The following is a 25,154-nucleotide window of genomic DNA, read 5'->3' as shown; positions in this document are numbered from 1 at the left end:
TTCTTTTTTTAATGGCTGTGGCTACAGCGTGATATTGGAGAGTTTCGCAACGGTATTGATGTCTTTATCACCGCGGCCGGACAGGTTCACCAGCACCGCCTGGTCGGGTGACATGGTTCGCGCCAGTTTCTCGCCATAGGCCAGCGCATGGCTGGATTCCATTGCCGGAATAATGCCTTCGGTACGACACAGCTGGTGAAAAGCATTCATGGCTTCGTCGTCAGTGATGGCGACATATTCAGCGCGTTTGATATCTTTTAACCAGGCATGCTCAGGGCCTACGCCAGGGTAATCCAGGCCAGCCGAAATAGAATGCGTCTCTACGATATTGCCGTCTGCGTCCTGCATCAGGTAAGTGCGGTTGCCGTGTAATACACCGATAGGGCTGTTGGCCGTGAGTGGCGCGGCATGGCTGCCGGTCTCAAGACCGTGGCCGGCTGCTTCCACGCCTATCAGGCGCACACCGTCCACGTCTATATACGGGTAAAAAATGCCCATGGCATTCGAACCGCCGCCTACACAGGCCACCACCGCATCCGGCTGGCGACCTATCATTTCCTGCATCTGCTGCTTGGCTTCTATGCCTATCACCGCCTGAAAATCGCGTACCATCATAGGGTAAGGATGCGGGCCGGCGACGGTGCCGATAATGTAAAAGGTATTGGAGATATTGGTGACCCAGTCACGCATGGCTTCATTCAATGCGTCCTTGAGGGTTTTGGAACCACTTTCCACCGGCACCACGGTCGCACCCAGCAGTTTCATGCGGAACACATTGGGTGCCTGGCGCTTGACATCTTCTGCGCCCATATACACCACGCACTCCAGGCCCAGCCTGGCGGCAATGGTTGCAGTGGCAACGCCATGCTGGCCAGCGCCGGTTTCAGCGATCACCCGTGGTTTGCCCATGCGTTTAGCCAGCAAAGCCTGGCCTATGGTGTTGTTGATCTTGTGCGCGCCGGTATGGTTCAGGTCTTCGCGCTTGAGGTAAATCTGTGCGCCGCCTATCTTGTCGGAAAGGCGTTTGGCATGGTAGATCGGGCTGGGCCGGCCTACAAAATGTTTGAGGTCGTAAGCGAATTCCGCCAGAAACTCGGGGTCGTGGCGATATTTCTCGTACATCACCCGTAATTCTTCCAGGGCTTCTACCAGGGTTTCTGCAACAAACACTCCGCCAAATGGGCCAAAATGGCCCCGCTCGTCTGGCATGTCATACACTTGCATGCGCTACTCCGTATATCATTCTGTTATTCAAACCGCCCTATTGCGTTGCGCATCATGCTCTACCACCCGTTGCATGAATGCGGCTATTTTTTGCGGGGATTTGATCCCCTTTTGTGCTTCTACCCCGCCGCTGACATCCACGGCATAGGGCTGAACCTGCTGTAGCGCCTGCGCGACATTGTCTGGGTTCAATCCACCCGCCAATATGACAGGTTTTTGCAACCCTGCTGGAATCAGGCTCCAGTCAAATGTCTGCCCGGTGCCGCCGACTGCTTTTTCGGAAAAAGTGTCCAGCAACAAGGCGCTGGCCGACGCAAAATCAAGCTCGCATTGTATCAAATTTAGTTCAGGTTTAACGCGGATCGCTTTGTAATATGGCAGATTAAATTTCTCGCAATAGTCTGCCTGCTCGTCACCGTGAAACTGCAGGCAGTCCAGCGCAGTCGTTGCCACCAGTTGCTGCACCTCGGCCACAGCTGCATTTACAAACAAGCCTACTTTACTGATATACGGCGGTAAGGTTGCGATGATGGCTTGTGCTTGCGCCGCCGTCACTGCGCGCGGGCTGGGGGCATAAAACACAAAACCCAGCGCGTCAGCACCGGCATCTATGGCGGCCCATGCGTCCTCCTGGCGGGTGATACCGCAAATCTTAACCCTGGTTCTTTTCATCTGTCTCACTCGCTTAATTCCATTCAGCGTCACACGCAGGCAGCTGCCAGCTGGCATCATAAGTCACGCCGGTAAAGTACAGGCCGTCAGGCATAAAGGTAGGTGGCGAAAGCGTCCTGTCCCTGTTTTGCAATAATGCGCCAAATGCAGCCACATCCAGCTTACCCTGCCCTACATAGACTAACGCCCCCACCACATTACGGATCTGGTGTTGCAGAAAGGCATTCGCCTTAAAGCTGAAAACAATATACTGTCCTTGCTGTGTCACCCCGACGCTGTGCATGGTGCGTATGGGGGAACTGGCCTGGCACTCGCTGGCGCGAAAGGCGCTGAAATCATGTTCACCCAATAGCAGTTGCGCTGCCTGTTGCATGGGTACGATATTCAAGGGCCGGTGATACCAGCCCACGCGCCCATGCTGGCTGGCGGGCGCTACCGCATGGTTATAAAGCACATACTGGTAACTACGCGCCCTGGCGCTGAAACGAGCATGAAAGTCGTCAGCGACTACACAGGCCCAGCGCACCCGCACCCAGGGCGGCAAGTGTGCATTGGTGCCACGCACCCAAGCGGTTTGTGGCCTCTGTGCCGTGGTCTCAAAGTGGGCGACCTGCATCAACGCATGGACGCCGGAATCGGTACGGCCAGCGGCATGCAGTCTTACTTTCTCCCCGGCGACCCTGGCGATAGACTGTTCCAGCGCATCCTGAACTCCGCGGCCATTCGGCTGGCTTTGCCATCCCTGAAAATAAGCACCATGATATTCAATGCCAATCGCAATTTTCATGGCGCATAGTATAAGGGCTGTCTGGCATAACGCCTAATGCCGGCCAGCCTTAAGCACGCATTTTGCTGCAGATATGGCTTTTAGCCGTCTTGGCCAGCGGCGGGCTAAGACTATGCCTGCCATCAGCTACTTGGTTGCGCCATGCAAAAGAAAAAGGCCGGTTACCCGGCCTGTGATTATGCTACTTTTGCCAGTAATTCGCTGGCACGCTGTCGCTGGCGCTCGCCGCCTTCACTGAGCACTTCTTCTATCAGCTCTTTGGCACCTATGATGTCTTCCATATCGATATAGGCCTGGATCAGATCCAGCTTGGTGTTCACCTCTTCCGGCTCACCATCGAACTCGATTGCTGTGTCTTGCGGACTGCTGCCTTCAGGCCCGGCGCCCAGGTCCAGTGAAATCTCGGGGAAAGCGTTTTCACTGCTCAAACTATCTTCAGGCACACGGCTAAGTTTGTCGTCATCACTGGTATCCAGGCTGATCTCTTCCAGCGTCAGCGCATCATCTTCTTCCGGCGTGGCATTAAATGACGTGTCATTCGGCCCACCCAGCTCCAGTGACAGCTCAGGCAAGGATTCAAACACGGCATCATCAGATGAAAGTGTCTGTTCGCCGGTGGTGGCCTGTGTTCTGTCAGGACGACGGGTTTCAGTATCGGCCAGCGCTTCATCCAGGTTCAGTGAAGGCAGGTCTAATGCCTTGGGGGTCAGCTCGGCATCATTCGCGCTATCAGCCGTAGTGGTGGCTGCCGGTGTTTCTGCTGTCGTCGCCGGCGCAATCTCAAAATCGCTCTCACCAGGCACATCCAGCACGGAATCACTTTGCAGTGGCTCTGTCTCCGGCTTGGACTCTTCAACCAGTTCAGGCAAAGGCTCTGCCAGTGATGGCTGAGTAAACGCCAGCATTTCGTCTTTTCGTTCAGCCTGAACTTGCTGTTCTGGCTTTTCTAGCGGCTCATCATTCGCTTCTGCATCAGCAGGCACGCTGAAATCCGTCTGCAATTCTGCGAATTTTTCTGCTTCAGGCTCAGTCACTGTTTCTGCAGCCGTATCGTCCACGATGGCAGGCTCGCTCACACTTCTGGCAGGCTTGTCTGATGACTCGAACTCAAGCGCAGGCGCTTCAAAATTAAAGTGATACCCGTGTTCGGCATCGTCGGCCTCAGCCACCGGGGCTACAGTTGCCGGGTCATCCAGCGCAGGCATCTGGTAGAGTGAGTTCTCAGGGTCCAGCTTTTGCCCCATGGCGACCACTTTAGACCAGGTCTGGTCGTTAGGGCCTACATTGGCATACACGTCAGCTGCCAGCGACTCAAACGCAGCCTTGTTATTGGTGGTCTGGTAGATCTCCAGCAATTTCAGCTTGAGCTCCTGGCGTTCCGGGTCTTTCTGGATCGCATCTTTGAGTATTTCTTCCGCCTGCGCATCGCGGCCATAGGCCATATAGACTTCAGCTTCGGCGATAGGGTCCACATCATGTGAATCTATCATGCCGCCGACGCCGCTTTGCGAGAAGTCGGTCAGGAAAGAGGTGTCGCCGGAAGCGGCCTGCGTATCGCCAAACACGGTATTGTTCTGCATTTCAGTGGCAGGTGCAGTCAGGATCGCGTCTTCAAAGGTATCGATTTCTTTTTTGCGGCGTATCCGTATCAATGCCCACACGCAGATCAGGATAGGAAGAGCGATCAGTGCCCATGGCAATAGCGGGCTGATGTTCTTCAGGCGCTGCAGCAGAATGTGCATAAATGAAGGTTGCTCAGCCTGCACTGTTGGTTCTGCTGTTGCCGGATCTACCGTTGGCGGCACAGCTGGCGTTTCAGGTACGGCTGGTGCCAGTTCTGCCGCCGGTGCCGGCGGTATTTCCGCTGCTTTGGCAGCAGGTGTCTCAGCCTGGGCTTGTGCAGCTTTAGATTCAGCCGTCGCTTGCGCAGCGTTGTTCTCAGCCTGTGCCAAGGAATTATTCTTCAATTCCATCAGCTTTTTCATGTCCGCGACTTGCTTTTCCAGCGCTGCGGCACGAGCTTGCTCTTCCTTGATGGCGTTTTCTCTGGCAGTGGCTTCTTCCTGAGCGGCATTTGCTGCCGCCTTGGCCGCTGCTGCTTTATCGGTCTGCGTAGCGGATTTCTCATCGCCTGCAGAGAGTTTGAGCACATCTTTACCTGCCGGGGCCTGCGGCACGGGTTTTTCCTGCGCGCTGCCTATCTTGCCGGCGGACTGCTGTGTGTTGCCGCCGGTTTCACTGGCAGCAGAATTCTTCACTACATTGGACAAGGCATTCTTGTAAGCCATCCAGTTGGTGTTGTGCTCAGCCACCAGGTTTTTCGCCTGTTGATTGCTGATGGCATTCAAGGTGGCCTGATCCGGCATGCGTATGATCTTGCCTACTTTGAGGCGGTTCATGTTTTTACCGTCGAACGCATCCTGGTTGGAGCGGTAAAGCGCAGCCAGCATTTGCTCCACACTGACATTGTCCGGTTTCATCTGCCTGGCGATCGCATACAGAGTATCACCGCGCTCAGTGGTCAGCGGATCAGCGGTGACGTTGCTATCTGCCGCTGGCTCAATCGGAGCGGCTGGCTTGGCGGCTCCGCTGGGTTTAGCCGCTGCCGGTTTTTTGGCAGCAGGTTTGCTGGCCTCTGATGTTGCGGGCTCAGGCTTTTCGGTCTCAGGCACAGGTGCGGCAGCCGCTTTAGGCGCTTCTGCCGGCAGTTGCGGCTGGCCGGTGACCGGCAAGCCTGCAGATTCCGAGACATAGTTTGAATTGAAACCGGGCGGGTCCAGCAGCAAGGTATATTCTTTGACCAGTCTTCCGGTCGGCCAATCCACCTGGATCAGCATGTCCAGGAAAGCTTCGGTGATCGGTTGTGAACTGGTGAGTTTGAGTATGGGCTGGCCTTTGCTATTGTTGCCGACCGCGATCTGGATATAAGGGTAAGAAGCAGGCTTTTCCAGCATCTGGTCCTGGTAGACCTGGTCAGCCGCCAAAGCTGCCTGGATAGTGCTTAACTCGCCAGGATTAACCGCCAGCAGTTCAATTTCTGCGTTCAGTGGCTCCCCGAGTTTTGAGCTGGACGTCATGGTCCCCAGACCAGCCGCGTGTGCAGTGATGACTGCGCTCAAACTCAAGGTTAAGGCTAATTTTTTTAATTTAAATTTATGCACCCTGGTTAACCCTTATCAATTCATGGCGTCTGTGAACATAGCATCAATCAGTAAGCCACGCAAGCGCGCCAACCGCCTGCCTGTATGCTACAAACCAGCCTAAATAACACTCTATCATCCATTAAATCTTAATGCATGAAAAACAAAAGCCCGAAAAGACCATGATTTCACTGACAAATCATGGCTTTACGGGCTGTATTCTAAACAATTACTTAAGCTTCGACCAGAATACGCAACATGCGACGTAAAGGCTCGGCGGCACCCCATAACAACTGGTCGCCAACGGTAAAGGCCGACAGGTATTCACCGCCCATGCCCAATTTGCGCAAGCGGCCTACTGGCGTGGTCAATGTGCCGGTCACCGCGGCCGGGGTCAGCTCGCGTATGCTGGCTTCACGCTCGTTAGGAATGACCTTGGCCCACTGGTTGGCTTCTGCCAGCATCTGGTTGATCTCATCCAGCGGTACATCCTGGCGCAGCTTGAGGGTTAGTGCCTGTGAATGGCAACGCATGGCGCCTATGCGCACGCACAAACCATCAATCACGATAGGGTCAGCTTCGCGCCCCAGTATCTTGTTGGTTTCTGCGCCGCCTTTCCATTCTTCTTTGCTTTGGCCGTTACCCAGATCTTTGTCTATCCAGGGGATCAGGCTACCAGCCAGCGGCACGCCAAAGTTCTGGGTAGGCATGGTCTCGCTGCGTATGGTGTCAGCCACCTGACGGTCTATATCGAGGATGGCAGAAGCCGGGTTTGCCAGCAACTGCGCTGAAGATGCATTGATAACGCCCATCTGCGCGATCAGTTCACGCATGTTTTGTGCGCCGGCACCTGAAGCTGCCTGGTAAGTCATGGAGGTTGCCCATTCCACCAGGTCAGCCTTGAACAAACCGTTCAAGGCCATCAGCATCAGCGAAACCGTACAGTTGCCGCCTATCCAGTTTTTACCGCCCTGGCTCAGCGCATCCTTGATCACATGCATATTGACCGGGTCGAGGATCACCACCGCGTCTTTTTCCATACGCAAAGTTGAAGCCGCATCTATCCAGTGACCATTCCAGCCACTGCTGCGCAATTGCGGGAAAATCTCGCTGGTGTAATCACCGCCCTGGCAGGAGACGATCGCATCCATCTTGCTCAGCTCTGCAATATCCCTGGCGTCTTTTAACGCAGGCGACTCCTTGCCCACCTTAGGCGCAGCACCTCCCGCTTGTGATGTGGTGAAAAACTGCGGCTCGATATCGGCAAAATCGTTCTCTTGCACCATACGTTGCATGAGCACTGAGCCAACCATCCCGCGCCAACCTACAAACCCTACTTTTAACATGTTAACTCGTTATTCTCGCCGGTCATTCCGGCATAAAAATATTATTGAGAGGACTTTCTCTGTACGGCTTCACCCGCTTTTTCCATATCCTTGCCCACGCCGTTCATTGTGTTGCAACCTGCCAACACCATCGCTACTACTACCAGCATCATTAACTTTGACATTTTCTTCTCCTTAAAAAATCAATCTCTGAAATTACCGAATTTCAACGGAAAATCCGTCACATTCTTTTTAACATACGCAATCGCTTCCTGCAATAAATCGCGTTTAGCACCATTGACCCGCACTGTATCGCCTTGAATAGTGGCTTGTACTTTCATTCCGCTGTCTTTGATCAGCTTGGTGATTTTTTTGGCTAAGTCGCTATCAATACCATCTTGCACGCGCAGATCCTGCTTCACCTTATTACCTGAGACTTTTTGTACATCCTTGTGTTCCAGTCGCTTAGATGATTCAGGTTCTTTCTTTTCCATTGCTGGCAGCAAAATATCTTTTATCTGGTCAAGTTGAAAATCATTGTCACCAAACAAGGTGATCACTTTGTCTTTTTCGTTAAATTCGACTTTGGCGGATGTACCTTTGAAGTCATAGCGATTGGTGATCTGCTTGATCGAAGCATCAATCGAATTCTTCAGGTTGACCATGTCGACTTCGGATGTGATATCAAAACTTGGCATTTTAAAAACCTTTCAAGCGATGGCAGGGCAAGGCGTGAGCGCGCAGGAAGTACATTCAGTACGACAAGCGCTCGCAACGCAGCCCTGCCGAGCCAACTCAATTATTCGAAGTGGCAGACGTAGTCTACTGTTTCGGTCACTTCAATGTCAAAAGACGAACTACCCGGCACCGTGAATTTCTCGCCTGCCTTATAAGTCGTCCAGTTCTCTTCGTCTTTCAGGCGCACCTTGCAGACACCGTCGTTGATCTCCATCAACTCTGGCGAGCCGGTATTAAAGGTCAATGTGCTGGGGAAGATCACCCCCACGGTACATCGCGTGCCATTAGGGAACAGCACGGTGTGGCTGACGCACTTGCCATCAAAATAAATGTTTGCTTTCTTTTTTACGCTGACATGATCAAATTGTGCCATTTTTAAATCCCTGATTAATTTCAATGCGTCGCCAATAAAAGCGCGACTATATCACACAAGAAAACTGTGCGAGCGTGCCTGATTGCAAGTCGCCCGCGCAGCCTGTTTTACATAGCGGCGACGATCTGGTCGCCCATTTCAGAACAGGAGACACGCTTGGTGCCCTCTTCGTAAATATCCCCGGTCCTGTAACCGGCCGCCAGCACTTTTTTCACTGCGTTTTCAATACGCGTAGCGGCGGCTTCATTATCAAAGCTGTAACGCAACATCATGGCGGCAGAAAGGATAGTCGCAATCGGGTTAGCCAGGTTCTTACCGGCGATATCCGGCGCTGAACCGTGTGAAGGTTCGTACAGGCCCTGCTTGCTTTCGTTCAGCGAAGCAGATGCCAGCATGCCGATGGAGCCGGTGAGCATGGAAGCTTCATCGGACAGGATATCGCCAAAAATGTTGCCGGTCACCATCACATCGAACTGTTTGGGGTTACGGATCAACTGCATGGCGGCGTTATCCACATACATATGGCTTAACTCAACTTCCGGATATTCCTTGGCGACATCGATGACGATCTCTTTCCAGAATTCGGTGGTTTCCAGCACATTGGCTTTATCGACTGAACACAGTTTTTTGCCACGCTTCATGGCGATCTCAAACGCCACATGCGCAATGCGGCGCACTTCCGGCTCGCTGTAGATCATGGTGTTAAAACCTTCGCGCACGCCTTCATCGTTGGTGCGTATACCGCGCGGCTGGCCAAAATACACATCACCGGTCAACTCACGCACTATCATGATGTCCAGCCCGGCCACCACTTCCGGCTTCAGGGTTGAAGCATTAGCCAGTTCGGGGAACAACACAGCCGGACGCAGGTTGGCGAACAGGCCCAAATCCTTGCGGATAGCCAGTAAACCGCGCTCCGGGCGCAAAGGACGCTCCAGCGTGTCGTATTGCGGGCCGCCAACGGCACCCAGCAATACCGCATCAGCCGCCCTACAGATCTTTTGCGTGAACTCAGGGTAAGGATGACCGTACTGGTCATAAGCCTGGCCGCCCAGAGGCGCTTCGGTAAAGGTCATGTCCAGACCGTCTTTTTTCAATACTTCCAGCACGCGCAAGGCCTGGGCAACGATCTCCGGGCCTATGCCGTCACCGGGTAAAACTGCGATATTCAATGCCATGTTCTAAGGATTCCTTTTTAAAAATTGTCAGACTGCAAACCGTCGCGAGCGCTTTATATTCAAGGCGCACGGAGCGCATGAAACGAGACAGTACGATAAGTACGGCGAGTTTCAGAGCACCGCGCAACGCAGAAGATAAAGCGCGCAGCAGGTTTTATGCGAATAGCCAGGGTTGGGCGGCCTGATGCTTTTGCTCAAACGCCTTGATCTCATCCGCATGCTGCAACGTCAGCCCTATCTCATCCAGGCCATTAAGCAGGTTGTGTTTGCGGGTGGGCGTGATGTCAAAAGTGAATGACTGGCCGGAAGGTGTAGTCACCGTTTGCGCCTGCAGATCCACGTTCAGCATGTAGCCTTCGTTTGCCTGGCACTCTTTGAACAGCACATCCACTCGTTCGGCACTGGCGACGATAGGCAAGATGCCGTTTTTGTAGCAGTTGTTGAAGAAGATGTCGGCAAAGCTGGGCGCGATCAGCACGCGAAAGCCCTGGTCTTCAATCGCCCACGGCGCGTGCTCACGCGAGGAACCACAGCCGAAGTTATCGCGTGCCAGCAGCACTTGCGCACCCTGGTAGCGTGGCTGGTTGAGCACGAAATCCTTGTTTAAAGGACGTGTGCTGCAATCCATGCCTGGCTCGCCGTAATTGGTGTAACGCCATTCATCAAACAGATAAGGACCAAAACCCGAGCGCTTGATCGATTTGAGAAACTGCTTGGGAATAATCGCATCGGTATCGACGTTGGCCCTGTCCAGCGGACAGACTAAACCGTTTAAAGTACTAAATGCTCTCATAGTGTGCTCCTTTATACGCTGCGTACATCGACGAAATGCCCGGCGATCGCTGCCGCCGCGGCCATTTCCGGGCTCACCAGATGGGTACGCCCGCCTGGGCCCTGGCGACCTTCAAAGTTACGGTTAGAGGTAGAGGCGCAACGCTCACCCGGCTCCAGGCGATCAGCATTCATGGCCAGACACATGGAACAGCCCGGCTCGCGCCATTCAAAACCGGCATCGATAAATACTTTGTCCAGCCCTTCTGCTTCGGCCTGGCGTTTCACCTGGCCAGAACCAGGCACTACCATGGCCAGCTTGATATTGCCGGCGATCTTCTTGCCTTTGGCGACACCGGCGGCGGCACGCAGGTCCTCGATACGTGAGTTGGTACACGAGCCTATGAATATCTTGTCCAGCTGAATCTGCTCCAGTGGCGTATTGGCATTCAGGCCCATGTATTTCAGTGCATTCTCTATACTGGTACGCTTGGTGGCATCGCCTTCCAGCGCAGGATCAGGCACGTTAGAGCCTATAGGCAGCACTTGTTCCGGCGAGGTTCCCCAGGTCACCTGTGGCGCGATGTCAGCGCCTTGCAGTTCGACAACCGCGTCATACACGGCATCGGCATCCGATTGCAGTGTCTTCCAGTAAGCCACGGCTTTATCCCAGTTTTCGCCTTTAGGCGCATGCAAACGGCCCTGCAGGTAAGCAGCGGTTTTCTCATCCGGTGCAACGATCCCGGCACGCGCACCGGCTTCGATCGCCATATTACACAGCGTCATACGGCCTTCCATGGACAGGCCACGGATCACTTCGCCACCGAATTCGATCGCATAACCGGTACCGCCAGCGGTCCCTATCTTGCCTATGATAGCCAGTGCGACGTCTTTAGCCGTGACGCCTTTGCCCAGCTGGCCATCGACTTTGACCAGCAGGCGTTTGGATTTTTTGGCCACCAGTGTCTGTGTCGCCATCACATGCTCTACCTCTGAGGTACCTATGCCATGGGCAAGCGCGCCGAATGCACCATGGGTAGAGGTATGGCTATCGCCACAGACCACGGTCATGCCTGGCAGCGTGGTGCCGTTTTCAGGCCCAATGACGTGAATAATGCCTTGGTCTTTGTTTTTAAACGGGAAATACACCAGTGCGCCGAACTCCTTGATATTGCTATCCAGGGTTTCAACCTGCAGGCGTGAGATAGGGTCTTCAATGCCCTTATCCCAGTCTTTGGTCGGCGTGTTATGGTCAGGGTTGGCCACGATGGAGCTGTTACGCCACGGTTTGCGCCCGGCAAGACGCAAGCCTTCAAACGCCTGTGGACTGGTCACTTCATGCACCAGATGGCGATCGATATAGATCAGACAGGTTCCGTCTGCCTCCTCGCGCACTACATGGGTATCCCATAATTTGTCGTACAGTGTTTTGCCTGCCATGACCGTTCCTTTCAAATCTTAGCTATCAAATCATACAAATGATAAAACACGCGCAGAATACCTAAATTTTAATACCCTTACAAGAATATGATTTATACTAGTATCAAGACTAATAGGATAATGAAATCAAATGGATACGCGACGTCAGGAGCTTGCCGAATTTCTACAGGCCATGCGCCAGCGTGGCAGCCCGGAAGCATTTGGCTTCCCCTCTGGCTCACGCAGGCGTACGCAAGGCCTGCGCCGTGAAGAAGTCGCGCAACTGGCCGGCATCAGTGCCACCTGGTATACCTGGATAGAGCAGGCACGCGAGATCAATGTTTCACCCGACGCATTGGACCGGCTGGCCACAGCGTTAAAACTCAGCAAGACCGAACGCAGCTATTTGTTTGATATGGCAGACAGGCGCGACCCGCAAGCGCATCAAAGCGAAGTCGATACCGCGCCTGAGACTTTAGTCAGCATACTGAGCCAGATACAAGTGCCCGCCTATATCATGGGCCGTACCTGGGACCTGCTGGCCTGGAATGATGCGGCGTCCACCCTGTTTAGCGGTTTGCTGGATATAGACTGGCCAACAGGCCAGCACCCCAACCTGCTCAGATTCGTGTTTGCCAACCCGCTCGCCCGCCAATTCGTGGTCAATTGGGAGATGCGCAGCCGGCGCCTGGTGGCAGAGTTCAGGGCAGATTGCCGTTCACGCCTGGAAGAGCCCGAAGTCAAACAGTTAGTCGACGAACTCAGTAGCAGCAGCCCTGAGTTTGATAGGTTCTGGAAACAGCATGACGTGCTGGAAAGGCAAGGCGGGCAACGGGAGTTTCAGCACCCGCAAGCCGGACTGATCCAGTTTCAGCAAGTCACACTACGCCTGGTAGAACAGGAACAACTTAAACTGGTGTTGTTGCAGCCGGTTTAAGCCTGTGATGGTTGCGTTTTTGCCAGCTTGTACTCGATGGCATCTTTTAATGCCAGCCACGAAGCTTCGATAATATCTGACGACACGCCTATGGTGGTCCAGTTGCTGTGCTGGTCTGTAGACTCTATCATCACGCGTACTTTGGCTGCCGTGGCCTGATTAGAGTCCAGCACCCTCACCTTGTAATCGACCAGCTTGATGTCTTTGATCACAGGATAAAACGGCTCCAGTGCCTTGCGCATGGCCTTATCCAGCGCATACACCGGGCCGTCGCCATAGGCGGTAGCTTCTGATTCCTGCTCGTTGACGAACAGCTGCACGGTGACCGCAGAATTGATGCCATTGATAGAAGGCTCATGGATATACACGCTATATTGTTTGAGCCGGAAGTAAGGCTGAAACTTGCCCAGCAGCTTTTGCATGAGCAGATCAAACGAGCTTTCTGCACTTTCAAACTGGTAGCCTTCGTGCTCCAGCGCTTTCAAATGTTCCAGTATCTGGATGGCAGCCTGGGACTCTTTGGTGAGTGTAGGATCTATCTGCTGCAGTTTATTCAGGATAGCACCGCGCCCCGCCACCTCAGACACCAGGATATGCCGCTCATTACCGACCACATTCGGGCTGATATGCTCGTAAGACCTGGGGTTTTTATTCACCGCATCGATATGCATGCCGCCTTTATGTGCAAACGCATCATGGCCGACATAAGGCGCTTTATCATTGAAAGTGACGTTCGCCACCTCACTGACAAAGCGGGCCGCCGCCGTCAGTTCAGACAGCTGGCTGGCAGAGATACATTCCAGCCCCAGCTTGAGTTGCACGTTAGGGATGATAGACACCAGGTTGGCATTGCCGCAGCGCTCGCCTATGCCGTTAATGGTGCCCTGTACCTGCACCGCACCGGCCTGCACGGCGGCGACGGAATTGGCCACCGCCATCTCGCAATCATTATGGCAATGTATGCCTATGGCCAGCGGTGCAAAACGTTCAACCACGGCACGGGTGATGGTTAAGATCTCGTCAGGAAAGGTGCCGCCATTGGTATCGCACAAAGCCAGCACATCGGCACCGGCATCGGCGGCCGCCTGCAAGGTGCTGAGAGCGTATTCTGCATTGGCTTTATAGCCATCGTAAAAATGTTCGGCATCAAACACCACTTCTTTGCCCTGCGACTTCAAGTAGGCGATAGTGTCGCCTATCATGGCCAGGTTTTCAGCCAGCGTGGTGCGCAAAATATCGGTGACCTGGTAATCCCAGCTCTTGCCGAAGATGGCGACTGCCTGCGTATTGGCCGACAGCAAGGATTGCAGATTCTTGTCTTCTGCAGCTGTGATACCGATACGCCGTGTGCTGCCAAAGGCGATGATTTTGGCGTGCTGTAGATCGAGTTCACCCACGCGGGCGAAAAACTCTAAATCTTTGGGGTTGGAGCCGGGGTTGCCGGCTTCGATATAGCCTATGCCTAGTTGATCCAGGCGCTGTACGATCTTCAGTTTATCCTCAACTGAAAATGAAACACCCTGCGCTTGTGCTCCATCGCGCAGGGTAGAATCATAAGCAATCACACGTTGCCCGGGCATAAGGTTTATTTTTTGCGGTTATGCAGGTTCGCCGCAATACGCATTCTTAGAGCGTTGAGCTTGATAAAGCCGCCTGCGTCTTTCTGGTCATACGCGCCTTTGTCATCTTCAAAGGTAGCAATGGTCGAATCAAACAGTGAGTCGGTTTTACTGTCACGGCCAACGATGATCACATTGCCTTTATACAGTTTGACGCGCACCCAGCCATTGACTGTCGCTTGTGTGTGGTCTATCAGTGTCTGCAGGGCAAGACGCTCCGGGCTCCACCAGTAGCCGTTATAGATCAGGCTGGCGTAGCGTGGCATTAAATCATCTTTCAGATGCGCGACTTCGCGGTCCAGCGTGATGCTTTCGATGGCACGGTGCGCCTTGAGGATGATGGTACCGCCAGGTGTTTCATAGCAGCCGCGTGATTTCATGCCTACATAGCGGTTCTCTACCAGGTCCAGACGGCCTATGCCGTGCTTGCCGCCTATGCGGTTAAGCTCAGCCAGGATCTCGTGTGCTTTCAGGGCTTTGCCATTCAATGCCACGATGTCACCGTTCTTGAATTCGATATCCAGGTATTCGGCTGCGTCAGGTGCTTTTTCCGGTGACACAGTCCAGCGCCACATATCTTCTTCGGCTTCGGCAGACGGGTCTTCCAGATGGCGGCCTTCGTAAGAGATGTGCAGCAGGTTCGCATCCATGGAATACGGGCTGCCGCCCTGCTTGTGTTTCATTTCAACCGGGATAGCGTGTTTTTCGGCATAAGCCAGCAGCTTTTCACGCGACAACAGATCCCACTCACGCCATGGCGCGATGATCTGGATATTCGGGTTGAGTGCATAAGCGCCCAGTTCAAAACGTACCTGGTCGTTGCCTTTGCCGGTCGCGCCATGCGAAATGGCATCGGCTTTGGTTTCATTGGCGATCTCGATCAGGCGCTTGGCGATCAGCGGGCGCGCGATAGAAGTACCCAGCAGGTATTCGCCTTCATACACGGTATTGGCACGGAACATAGGGAACACGAAGTCGCGTACGAATTCTTCGCGCAGGTCATCGATATAGATTTCCTTGACGCCGAATTTTTGCGCTTTTTCACGCGCCGGCTCCAGCTCTTCGCCCTGGCCCAGGTCAGCGGTGAAAGTCACCACTTCACATTGATAGGTGTCTTGCAACCACTTCAAGATCACCGAAGTATCCAGCCCGCCGGAGTAGGCCAGGACTGCTTTTTTAATATCGCTCATTAATGCTTGTTTCCTTAAAAACGTTTACCAAACAGGCCGCAGCCACAGGCCATCTCCTGTGCTGCCGGGCCGACAAGGTCAATCAACTTTGCCCAATAACAAATATTCCATCAATGCTTTTTGCGTGTGCAGACGGTTTTGGCTACGGCCGTTTCACTTAACCTGAAGGTTAGCCTGCGCCGAAACAGTTTGCACATATAAGCTGACGCTTATATTACCTTCCCAAGCAGAAGGTACTCCATGAGTGCCTTCTGCGTGTGCAATCTGTTTTCAGCTTCATCCCACACCACGCTTTGCTTGCCATCTATCACTTCGGCGGCCACTTCTTCACCACGGTGGGCCGGCAGACAATGCATGAATACGGCGTCGGCTTTGGCGACGCGCATCATATCGGCATCGACTTGCCAGTCGGCGAAATCTTTACGCCGTTCTTCATTCTCGGCCTCAAAACCCATGCTGGTCCACACATCCGTGGTCACCAGGTCAGCGTCACGTGCAGCTTCCATAGGGTCGGCAAATGACTCGAAATGATCGGTGCCATACAGGTTGGCACGCTCAAACTCGACTTCATAGCCCGGCGGCGTAGATACATGCACGTTGAAATCCAGCACTTCTGCCGCTTGCAGCCAGGTATTGCAGACATTGTTGCTGTCGCCTATCCAGGTCACGGTTTTGCCCTGTATAGGGCCACGGTGCTCGATAAAAGTGAAAATATCGGCCAGTATCTGGCACGGGTGGTATTCGTTGGTCAGGCCATTGATCACCGGCACGCGCGAATTCTGGGCAAAGCGTTCAATGATGCTTTGTTCAAAGGTACGTATCATCACGATGTCGCTCATGCGCGAGATCACTTGTGCCGCGTCTTCAACCGGTTCGCCACGCCCCAGCTGCGAGTCGCGCGTATTCAGGTAAATGGCGGAGCCACCCAGTTGCTGCATGCCGGCCTCGAAAGACAGACGCGTACGCGTGCTGGCTTTTTCAAAGATCATGACCAGGGTACGGTCTACCAGCGGCCAGTATTGTTTGTAGTTTTTAAACTGCGCTTTAATCCATTTGGCGCGGGCAAAAATATGCTCTATCTCATCCCGTTCCAGATCATTAAATTGCAAAAAATGTTTGATACTCATGATAATTCGGCGCAGTTAACTCACGCGCTTGCCTTTAAAAAGTTCAAAATCAGTGGGGCCAGCCTGTTCACCAGCTCTTCGGCCTCTTGCTTGTTCATCACCAGTGACGGCAACAACCGTATCACTTTCTCAGAAGTCACATTAATCAGTAATTTAGCTTCCAGGCCCTGTTTTACCAAATCAGCACACGGCCTGGCCAGTTCTATGCCTATCATCATACCGGCATTGCGTATCTGCACCACACCGGCCTGCCCTTTGAGTGCGGCAGTCAGCGACTGGTTGATATAGTCACCGATCACCTGTGCATTCTCGCGCAGGTTCTCTTCGGCGATGATATTCAGTGTCGCCAGGCCGGCGGCAGTCGCCAACGGGTTGCCACCAAAAGTGGAGCCATGCTTGCCTGGGGTGAAAGTTTCAGCCGCTACGCCACGCGCGACACAAGCACCTATAGGTACACCTGAGCCCAGGCCTTTGGCCAGCGTCATCACGTCAGGCACGATGCCGGTATGCTGGAAAGCGAACCAGGTGCCTGTCCTGGCGATGCCGGACTGTACTTCATCGAGCATCAGCAGCCAGCCATTAGCATCACAGATCTCGCGCAAGCCCTGGAAATAGCTTTTCAGGCTGGCCGGAATATGCACACCACCTTCGCCCTGTATAGGCTCAACCAGAATAGCCACCACATTGTTTTTATGGCTGGCTATGGTTTTGATCGCTTCCAGGTCATCAAACGGCACCCGTAAAAAGCCACTCACCAGCGGCTCAAATCCGGCTTGCACCTTGCGGTTGCCGGTGGCTGACAAAGTTGCCATGGTCCGGCCATGGAAGCTCTGGTCCATGACGATGATCTCAGGATGGTCTATGCCCTTGTTATGTCCGTGTAGACGCGCCAGCTTGATCGCCGCCTCGTTCGCTTCGCAGCCGGAATTGCAGAAGAATATCCTGTCCATGCCGGAAATCTCGGCCAGTTTATCGGCCAGTGCTGCTTGCTCGGCAATCTGGTAAATATTCGAAACATGGATCAGCCTGGCGATCTGCGCATTAAGTGCGGCGACAAATTTCGGGTGGGCATGACCGAGGCCATTGACGGCTACGCCAGACAGCGCGTCCAGATAGCGATCACCGGCAGTGTCTGTCAACCAGACACCCTCGCCCTGGACAAAAGTCACAGGCTGCCTGCCATAGGTGTTCATTAAATGTTCGGAATGCATTTCAAAACCCTTTATCAAAAAACAAAAACGGCGGCTCAAGCCGCCGTAACCGTCTTAAACCGTTTAAAACCCTAATACCGCCCTATGGCTCAGGCCATTCGCCATAAAAAACAACATGGGAATAGACAGCATCATATTGGTACGCGATGCCAGCATCGCCACACGTCGCGCCTTGTTTTTGGCGGTATCGTCCGCCGCCACCAGGCCCAGTATCTTTTTCTGGTTAGGCCAGATCAATACCCAGACATTGATCAGCATGATAGTACCCAGCCAGGCCCCTATGCCTATGGCTTCATAGCCGTTACGCAGCATAAACGCATCATGCATATGTGCGCCCAGCAAAGCCGCGCCGGCCAGCCAGGTCACCACCGCAGACCAGCGGAACCACAACAAGGCCCTGGGGGCCACATGTTTGCTGATGCCGGCAGCCGTGCCATCAGCGGCAGCCGCTTTCAAAGCCGACATTTGCACCAGGTTAAAATAATAAAGCAGGCCTACCCAGGTAATGCCTGCCAGAAGGTGTATCCAACGCGCCAGTGCCGGTACCAGTTCCATGGTCAGCTCCCGGCCACAATAAAATTCTTCAGGAAAAACACCAGTGCCAGCGTCAATAACACGCCTGCAATAATGGTGCCTGCAATAGATTCCAATGGATTTTTCATGCGTTCCCCCTCATGTATGTCGCCAAATAAGCACGCGTCAGCGCTAAGTCTTACGGTGCACGCTGTAGTGATTTCACCTGCTCTCAAGCGGGATTTTTATAGTGAAATCACAATATTGGCGAATGCTGGAGATTACCGCAAAAGTGTTTATTTGACAAGTTTGCAGGGCAGACTGAGCACCTCATAGACGCTTACACAGATGATGGCTGCTGTTTTTCGTTTTATAATGCGCGGCGGCATTATGAATGTGCGTTTGAGATTCAAGCGCCTCACTCTGAGGGAATACACACACCATGGCAACAACCGATATCGATGTACTGCTGGTTGGCGGCGGCATCATGAGCGCCACACTGGCGATACTGCTGCACCGGCTGGACCCCGGCCTGCATATCTGCATGGTAGAAAAACTCGATGATGTCGCCCTCGAAAGTTCAGATGCCCTGAATAATGCAGGCACCGGCCATGCCGGTTACTGTGAGCTGAACTACACGCCAAAAAACAAGAATGGCGGCATTGAGATACGCCGCGCGCTTGAAATCAACGCCGCCTTTGAAGTCTCGCTGCAATGCTGGTCTACGCTGGTAAAAGAAGGTGTACTGAACGCCGACTTCATTCAGCGGGTGCCGCACCTGAGTGCGGTGTGGGGCGAGCACAACAGTGCATTTTTGCGCCAGCGCCATGCATTGCTGAAAGCGCATCCGCTATTCGCCGAAATGCAGTGGAGTAACAAGCCAGCCACGCTGAACGACTGGATGCCATTGATGATGGCAGGCCGCCAGCAGGCGGATCATATGTCGGCTACCCGTGTTGCGCACGGTTCGGATGTGAATTTTGGTGCGCTGACCCGGCAACTGGTGGCGTATCTGAAAACGCAGCCTAACTTCAGCCTGCTGACGCAATCACGTGTCAGCAAACTGAAACAGCAAGCCAAACAGCCTAAATGGCAAGTGCATATACAGAATCTGGTTTCAGGCAAGTCACAAGCTTACAACGCCGGCTTTGTGTTTCTAGGCGCTGGCGGCGGCGCCTTGCCGCTGCTGCAGCAATCGGGCATTGCCGAAGCCCAGGGCTATGGCGGTTTTCCGGTGAGCGGGCAATGGCTGATCTGTGATAACCCGGCGCTGATAGAAAAACATCATGCCAAAGTTTACAGCCAGGCAGCGGTGGGTGCCCCGCCCATGTCGGTACCGCATCTGGATACGCGCATGATACAAGGCAGACCGGCGCTGATGTTTGGCCCCTATGCCGGCTTTACTACGCGCTTTCTCAAACAGGGCTCGCGTTTTGACCTGGCTAAATCAGTCAAATTCAAAAACATCAAAAGCCTGCTCGGCGTGTGCAGACACAATGTCGACCTGACCAAATACCTGGTCAAGGAAGTGTTTCAAGGCCATGAGCAGCGCATGCAGGCCTTGCGCGTATTCCTGCCTGAAGCCAACAGCCAGGACTGGCACCTGGCACATGCCGGGCAACGGGTGCAGATCATCAAGCGCTGTCACCAGCATTGGGGCAAACTGGAATTCGGCACCGAGATCGTGTCTGCTGCCGATGGCAGCCTGGCGGCCTTGCTCGGCGCCTCACCCGGCGCATCGGTCAGCGTCAAAGCTATGCTGGACGTGCTGGAGCGCTGTTTTGGCAGCCGCATGCAAAGCCAGGCATGGCAAGAATCATTAAAAGCGCTGATCCCCTCTTATGGCGAATCACTGATAGACGATGCCGCCCTGCTGGCGCGGGTACGCCGCGACACTTTAAGCACATTAAATTTAGCGTCATAAACAATTGATTTTATAGTTAAAAATTAGAATTCTTGCGCAACAGCAACGCATAGCAACAACAAAAAAATTGAATTTCACCGGCAAAAGTATGGTCCAGCCTACAAATATTTAAAAAACTGAAAGCCTTTGTTTATGTCTTACTTTGCTTCTGCACACCGTCACACGCTCCGTTTTAACCTGGCCAGCCTGGGCTTGCCTAAAGCCAGTTCCCTGCTGGCGAGCCTGACCCTGGCAAGCTGGGCTCTGGCCGGCTGTCAGGCGACTGAGGCACAGAACAAGCCTATACAAACGCCGGACTTTGGCGAGCACGTGATCATCATGGACCCAACCATGCCGGCGGCTGAGGTGCAAAACAAGCTGGACGCTATCTTCAAGCTGCAGGAAAGCAACCAGTTTGGTCCGGAGCGCTACGCCGTGCTGTTTAAACCCGGCGTTTACCACAATAAAGTCAGGCTGGGTTTTTATACCCAGCTGTTAGGGCTGGGGCAGTTTCCCGATGACGTCATGCTGCAAGGCGGCATCCAGGTAGAAGCCTCCTGGCATGACGGGGATGCCACACAGAACTTCTGGCGCAGTGTAGAGAACCTGTCGGTGACGCCGGATAACGGCACCATGCAGTGGGCAGTCTCGCAAGCCTCACCTTTGCGCCGTATCCATGTACGCGGCAATATGCTGCTCGATGACAATGGCGGCTGGTCCAGCGGCGGCTTTATCGCTGACAGCCTGGTCGATCAGCAGATCAACTCCGGCACCCAGCAACAATGGCTGACCCGCAACGCGAGCATAGGTAGCTGGACTAACGAGAATTGGAATATGGTGTTTGTAGGCGTTAAAAACGCGCCTGAATCAAAAAACTGGCCTACCCCGCCGTATACCGTGGTCGAACAAACACCGCTGGTCAGTGAAAAACCGTTTTTAACCATAGATGGCAGCGGCCAGTACAGCGTGTTCGTCCCCGCCTTGCGTAAAAACACTCAGGGCGTCAGCTGGCAGGAGACGCATGTGCCAGGGGCCAAGCTGCCGCTGGATAAATTCTATATCGCCAAGGCGGCAACTGACAGCGCCGCCACGCTGAATGCCGCGCTCGACGCAGGCAAACATCTGTTGCTGACGCCGGGCATTTACAAGCTGGATGCCCCAGTGCAGGTGAAAAACCCTGATACCGTGGTGTTGGGCCTGGGCATCGCCACCCTGCTGCCGACTGCCGGCAATGTGGCGCTGACAGTGGCGGATGTCGATGGGGTAAAGATCAGCGGTGTGCTGTTTGACGCCGGTGAGAAAAACTCTGAGGTATTGCTGCAGGTCGGTGACAAAAAATCTGCCACCAGCCACGCACAAAACCCTATCGCCCTGCACGATGTGTTTTTCAGGGTGGGTGGTGCCGCGGTGGGCAACGCGACGCATAGTGTCATCATCAACAGCAACCATGTCATCGGTGACAACTTGTGGGTGTGGCGCGGTGACCACGGCAACGGCATAGGCTGGGCCACCAATAAAACCAAGCATGGCATTATCGTCAATGGCGACAATGTCACCATGTATGGCTTGTTTGTAGAGCATTTCCACGATTACCAGACTTTATGGAATGGTGAATATGGTGAGGTCTACTTCTACCAGAGTGAGGCACCTTACGATGTGCCGGATCAGCAAAGCTGGATGAATGGCAGTACCAATGGCTATGCCTCATATAAGGTCGCTGACCATGTGCAACATCACAAAGCCATAGGCATGGGCGTTTACTGTTTCTTTGATACCAATACCAGCGTCAAGCTGCATAGTGCGATCGAAGCACCTAGCGGCCCGGATATACACTTTGACCATATCACCAGTGTGTCACTGGGTGGTACTGGCGAGATCACCCATGTGCTGAATGAGCAGGGTGAAAGAGCTTATGACAAAAACTATGTGTCCAGGATGATCAGTCAGTAAAGCTGGCCTGGCGAAAATCGCCAGCCTTTTAGGACGACAAAGAGCCGAAAATGATACCCATTTTCGGCTCTTGCTTTTAGCGCTGCACACTAGAAATCTGGCGTTGCACTTTATAAATTTAGCGTTTCACTTAATAAATTTAGCGCTGCACTTTACGATCAAGAAAGTCGTGCATCAGCCGGCCTATCTGGTCGCCCTCTTCTTCTAATGCAAAGTGGCCGCTATCCAGCAGGTGCAACTCAGCCTGTGGCAGATCCCTCAGGTAAGGCGTGGCACCGGCAGCCGGGAATATTTTGTCATTCTTGCCCCAGACGATAAGCATGGGCGGCTGATGTTTACGGAAATACGCCTGCCATGCCGGATAAAGCGGAGGGTTGCTGCCATAGCTGTAAAACATCTCGATCTGAATATCCTTGTTTCCAGGGCGGTCCAGATAGGCCTGGTCTAGCATCCAGGCATCCGGGCTCACATGCAGGGCCGGATCACGAAAGCCTTCGCTGTACTGCCATTTTGTCGCGTCCAACTCCAGCACTGGGCGCAATTTGGCGGCATTCGCTTGCGTTTTATCCTTCCAGTAGGCTTTGACCGGGTCCCAGAACGGATTGTCTATGCCTTCCTGGTATGCATTGCCGTTCTGCACCACGATGGCACTGATTCTTTCCGGGTGCGCCGCCGCCAGGCGATAGCCTACAGGTGCGCCATAATCCTGCACGTAGAGGGCATATCTGTTCAAACCGATCTCGCTAGTCAGTTTATCCACCACTGCCGCCAGGTGATCAAAGCTATAAGTGAATTTGTCCATTGCTGGCTGGCCACTTTGACCATAACCGGGATAATCAGGCGCGATCACATGGTAACGGTCGGCCAGTTGCGGGATCAGGTTGCGAAACATATGTGACGAGCTGGGAAAGCCATGCAGTAGCAGCACGGCAGGGGCATTCTTAGGGCCGGCTTCGCGATAGAACACTTTCACGCCATCTATCACTACCGTGTGATAAGAGACCGCCGTTTCCTTGCTGCTGGTGTGGCTGGCAGTCTCTGCCGCCGTGGCCTGTGTCACAGGCAAAACCAGTGCAGTCATCAGCGCCGCCAGCATGACTGGCATTTGAACCGCGAGTTTTAATGTGGTGTAGTTCATCATTTATCCTTTGTCATTGAAGTTAAAAACCGAACAAACTCGGTATGACGCAATGTAACCGGATAAAGATGTGGCAAGAATTAGCGGCAGATCAATACACTGTTTCGCTAAACGTAATAATGCCTGTAGAAATTGGCCGTACGGCTATTGAATTTGCTAGATTAGGCGGTCTGCTGCCCGTACAAACGCTGGTAAACACTGCCAGCCTGCTGTACCAGCGTTGCGTGCTGGCCTTCCTCGATAATGCGTCCGCCATCAAATACCAGTACGCGGTCAGCCTCTTTCACCGCCGACAGCCTGTGGGCGATGATAATGGTGGTGCGACCACGCAAAAAGTCATGCATGGCGGCATGCAGCAAGGCTTCGGTGTGCGTATCCAGCATGGAAGTCGCCTCATCGAGTATCACCACTTGCGGTTGCTTGAGCATCATGCGCGCGATCGCCAGCCGCTGACGCTGGCCACCAGACAGGCGTACGCCGCTGCGGCCCAGCTGGGTATCCAGCCCGTCGGGCAGATCGCGGATAAACTGTGCCAGCTGCGCCACTTGCAGCACTTGCCACAAGGCGTCATCAGAATAAGCTTGTTGCATGGCCAGGTTCTGCCGCACGCTATCGTTGAACAGCATGGGGTGTTGCAACACCACGCCCACATGTTCGCGGACCTGGGCATAACCCAGCTGTGCGATCGCTTGTCCGTTAAACAGGATCTCGCCCTGGTTAGGCGCGTATAAACCCAGCAATAACTGCACCAGGGTGGATTTACCAGCGCCGGAAACACCGACCAGGGCCACCTGTTCGCCCGGCGCAATAGTCAGACTGACCTGGTCCAGGATAGGGTCACCTTCGCCATAGGCGAATGTCACCTGTTTTAAGTCTATCGCTGCCGGTTGCTGGCTATTAAAGCCCTGCACCAGTGCCGGGTAATGCGGTTCTTCTTCCGCTTCCAGCACCTGGTTGATACGCGCCAGCGCTGCTTTGGCGGCGTAATAGGAATACTGCACCGTTAGCAATTCCTGCACCGGGCCCATCATGAACCAGAGGTAGCCGAATACGGCGATCATTTGCCCGACTGACAGATCAGAGAACACCACCATCAGCATGGCAACAGCGCGGAAGATCTCAAAACCGAACAGGAAGATGCCGAATGACAGACGCGATAAGGCATCTGATTTCCAGCCTGAAGCGGTGGCGGCTACCCGCACCTCCTCAGCCGCCTGTTTGGCTTTTTGCAGAAAGCGTTTGTCACTGTTGCTGGCGCGTAGCTGCTGCATGACTTCCAGCGTCTCGCTCACTGATTGCGACAACACTTCAAACGCGTTGTTTTCACGCTGCTTCCACAGTTTGACCTTCTTGCCCAGCACCATGGTCAGCGCGATTACAAACGGGTTCAGCAGCAGGATGATCAGTGCCAGTTGCCAGTGCATCCACAACAGCACCACGGCGACGCCTATCGCGCTCAACACCGCCACCAGCACCTTGGCGACGGTTTCACCGAGGAATTTATCCAGCGTTTCGATATCGGTGAGCAGGCGCGCCGTGATCTGCCCTGCCCCCAGGCTTTCATAGACCTGCATGCGTATGCGTGCCAGCTTGTCCAGCAGTGTCTGCCGCACGCCCAGGGTCGCCTGCTTGGATAAGCCAACAAAAATACGCGTGGTGGCTACTCCTAGTAACAGGCTGCCCAATCGCAAACTGATGGTGAGCAGCGTGACACAGATGATGATGGCGATAGGCCCCAGCCAGGCTGGCGGTAGCAAGGTCGCCATGGTCTGTGTGAGCTTGCCTGGCTGTTTCAACAGCACTTCATCGACCAGCAATGGCATCAGCAAAGGGATAGGCACCGCTGCCGCGGCACCGAAAAATGCCAGCCACTGGCCTAACCACAAACGTTTTGACTGCTGGCGCAACTGCTGCCACAGGCCTGCTAGAGTGATCATCA

Annotated in this window: 21 protein-coding genes; 3 read left to right on the top strand and 18 right to left on the bottom strand. The window is 53.8% G+C overall.

All coding sequences use genetic code 11. The features are described 5' to 3' along the window. Positions 1–21: 21 nt before the first annotated feature. The 11 genes from trpB to leuC all read right to left on the bottom strand — a co-directional run bounded on the left by trpB (position 22) and on the right by leuC (position 11,648). The gene (gene trpB / locus ACFQ1Z_RS03120) at positions 22–1,224 is read right to left on the bottom strand and encodes a tryptophan synthase subunit beta (RefSeq protein WP_379055549.1); all 1,203 of its coding nucleotides are present in this window, start codon (positions 1,222–1,224) and stop codon (positions 22–24) included. A gap of 27 nt (positions 1,225–1,251) precedes the next feature. After that, positions 1,252–1,896: a phosphoribosylanthranilate isomerase gene (locus ACFQ1Z_RS03115; RefSeq protein ID WP_379055547.1), complete on the bottom strand. Its 645-nt coding sequence runs from the start codon at positions 1,894–1,896 to the stop codon at positions 1,252–1,254. Positions 1,897–1,909: 13 nt separating this feature from the next. Then, positions 1,910–2,683: a tRNA pseudouridine(38-40) synthase TruA gene (gene truA / locus ACFQ1Z_RS03110; protein WP_379055545.1), complete on the bottom strand. Its 774-nt coding sequence runs from the start codon at positions 2,681–2,683 to the stop codon at positions 1,910–1,912. Between the two features lie 176 nt (positions 2,684–2,859). Beyond that, positions 2,860–5,844: a FimV/HubP family polar landmark protein gene (locus ACFQ1Z_RS03105; RefSeq protein WP_449288883.1), complete on the bottom strand. Its 2,985-nt coding sequence runs from the start codon at positions 5,842–5,844 to the stop codon at positions 2,860–2,862. A gap of 212 nt (positions 5,845–6,056) precedes the next feature. After that, positions 6,057–7,169 carry an aspartate-semialdehyde dehydrogenase gene (gene asd, locus ACFQ1Z_RS03100; protein ID WP_379055541.1) on the bottom strand — a complete coding sequence of 371 codons (1,113 nt, stop codon included), beginning with the start codon at positions 7,167–7,169 and terminating at the stop codon, positions 6,057–6,059. Positions 7,170–7,210: 41 nt separating this feature from the next. Continuing rightward, the gene (locus ACFQ1Z_RS03095; protein WP_379055539.1) at positions 7,211–7,333 is read right to left on the bottom strand and encodes an entericidin A/B family lipoprotein; all 123 of its coding nucleotides are present in this window, start codon (positions 7,331–7,333) and stop codon (positions 7,211–7,213) included. An 18-nt stretch (positions 7,334–7,351) separates the two neighbouring features. Further along, positions 7,352–7,846 (bottom strand): YajQ family cyclic di-GMP-binding protein, encoded by a 495-nt coding sequence (locus ACFQ1Z_RS03090; RefSeq protein ID WP_325241701.1) that lies wholly within the window; start codon positions 7,844–7,846, stop codon positions 7,352–7,354. A 101-nt stretch (positions 7,847–7,947) separates the two neighbouring features. Then, a complete protein-coding gene (gene ppnP, locus ACFQ1Z_RS03085) occupies positions 7,948–8,259 on the bottom strand; it encodes a pyrimidine/purine nucleoside phosphorylase (RefSeq protein WP_379055537.1) in 312 nt (103 codons plus the stop codon). A gap of 107 nt (positions 8,260–8,366) precedes the next feature. Next, positions 8,367–9,437 carry a 3-isopropylmalate dehydrogenase gene (gene leuB, locus ACFQ1Z_RS03080; protein WP_379055535.1) on the bottom strand — a complete coding sequence of 357 codons (1,071 nt, stop codon included), beginning with the start codon at positions 9,435–9,437 and terminating at the stop codon, positions 8,367–8,369. Positions 9,438–9,591: 154 nt separating this feature from the next. After that, positions 9,592–10,230 carry a 3-isopropylmalate dehydratase small subunit gene (gene leuD / locus ACFQ1Z_RS03075; RefSeq protein ID WP_379055533.1) on the bottom strand — a complete coding sequence of 213 codons (639 nt, stop codon included), beginning with the start codon at positions 10,228–10,230 and terminating at the stop codon, positions 9,592–9,594. A gap of 11 nt (positions 10,231–10,241) precedes the next feature. Next, positions 10,242–11,648 (bottom strand): 3-isopropylmalate dehydratase large subunit, encoded by a 1,407-nt coding sequence (gene leuC, locus ACFQ1Z_RS03070; RefSeq protein WP_379055531.1) that lies wholly within the window; start codon positions 11,646–11,648, stop codon positions 10,242–10,244. 130 nt (positions 11,649–11,778) lie between these two features. Between leuC and ACFQ1Z_RS03065 the strand changes: the two genes are divergently transcribed. Next, a complete protein-coding gene (locus ACFQ1Z_RS03065; RefSeq protein WP_379055529.1) occupies positions 11,779–12,564 on the top strand; it encodes a helix-turn-helix transcriptional regulator in 786 nt (261 codons plus the stop codon). Here the strand turns inward: ACFQ1Z_RS03065 and cimA are convergent. From cimA to ACFQ1Z_RS03040, 5 genes are all read right to left on the bottom strand, one after another. Beyond that, complete coding sequence (gene cimA, locus ACFQ1Z_RS03060) at positions 12,561–14,144, bottom strand: citramalate synthase (protein ID WP_379055527.1); 1,584 nt, start codon at positions 14,142–14,144, stop codon at positions 12,561–12,563. The genes ACFQ1Z_RS03065 and cimA overlap by 4 nt on opposite strands. A gap of 5 nt (positions 14,145–14,149) precedes the next feature. Continuing rightward, entirely contained in the window at positions 14,150–15,373 is a 1,224-nt protein-coding gene (locus tag ACFQ1Z_RS03055) for an argininosuccinate synthase (protein WP_379055525.1), read from the bottom strand. Between the two features lie 209 nt (positions 15,374–15,582). Continuing rightward, a complete protein-coding gene (gene argF, locus ACFQ1Z_RS03050; RefSeq protein WP_379055523.1) occupies positions 15,583–16,500 on the bottom strand; it encodes an ornithine carbamoyltransferase in 918 nt (305 codons plus the stop codon). Positions 16,501–16,520: 20 nt separating this feature from the next. Continuing rightward, on the bottom strand, positions 16,521–17,711 hold the full coding sequence (locus tag ACFQ1Z_RS03045) for an aspartate aminotransferase family protein (RefSeq protein WP_379055522.1): 1,191 nt from the start codon (positions 17,709–17,711) through the stop codon (positions 16,521–16,523). A 63-nt stretch (positions 17,712–17,774) separates the two neighbouring features. Beyond that, positions 17,775–18,266, bottom strand: a complete 492-nt coding sequence (locus tag ACFQ1Z_RS03040) for a urate hydroxylase PuuD (RefSeq protein ID WP_379055520.1) — start codon at positions 18,264–18,266, stop codon at positions 17,775–17,777. 400 nt (positions 18,267–18,666) lie between these two features. On the opposite strand from ACFQ1Z_RS03040, the gene mqo reads away from it, so the two are divergent. Both mqo and ACFQ1Z_RS03030 read left to right on the top strand, forming a co-directional pair. Beyond that, on the top strand, positions 18,667–20,148 hold the full coding sequence (gene mqo / locus ACFQ1Z_RS03035) for a malate dehydrogenase (quinone) (protein ID WP_379055518.1): 1,482 nt from the start codon (positions 18,667–18,669) through the stop codon (positions 20,146–20,148). A gap of 132 nt (positions 20,149–20,280) precedes the next feature. Beyond that, positions 20,281–22,077 (top strand): adenylyl cyclase, encoded by a 1,797-nt coding sequence (locus tag ACFQ1Z_RS03030; RefSeq protein WP_379055516.1) that lies wholly within the window; start codon positions 20,281–20,283, stop codon positions 22,075–22,077. A gap of 139 nt (positions 22,078–22,216) precedes the next feature. Here the strand turns inward: ACFQ1Z_RS03030 and ACFQ1Z_RS03025 are convergent, their stop codons facing one another. After that, on the bottom strand, positions 22,217–23,215 hold the full coding sequence (locus ACFQ1Z_RS03025) for an alpha/beta fold hydrolase (protein WP_379055514.1): 999 nt from the start codon (positions 23,213–23,215) through the stop codon (positions 22,217–22,219). Between the two features lie 161 nt (positions 23,216–23,376). Next, entirely contained in the window at positions 23,377–25,152 is a 1,776-nt protein-coding gene (locus ACFQ1Z_RS03020) for an ABC transporter ATP-binding protein (RefSeq protein ID WP_379055512.1), read from the bottom strand. Positions 25,153–25,154 lie beyond the last annotated feature (2 nt).

Source organism: Methylophilus luteus (genome assembly GCF_042676265.1).
Classification (GTDB): Bacteria; Pseudomonadota; Gammaproteobacteria; order Burkholderiales; family Methylophilaceae; genus Methylophilus; species Methylophilus luteus.
The sequence above is the reverse complement of the archived record's forward strand: the minus strand, read 5'-3'. Positions and strand labels throughout refer to the sequence as shown.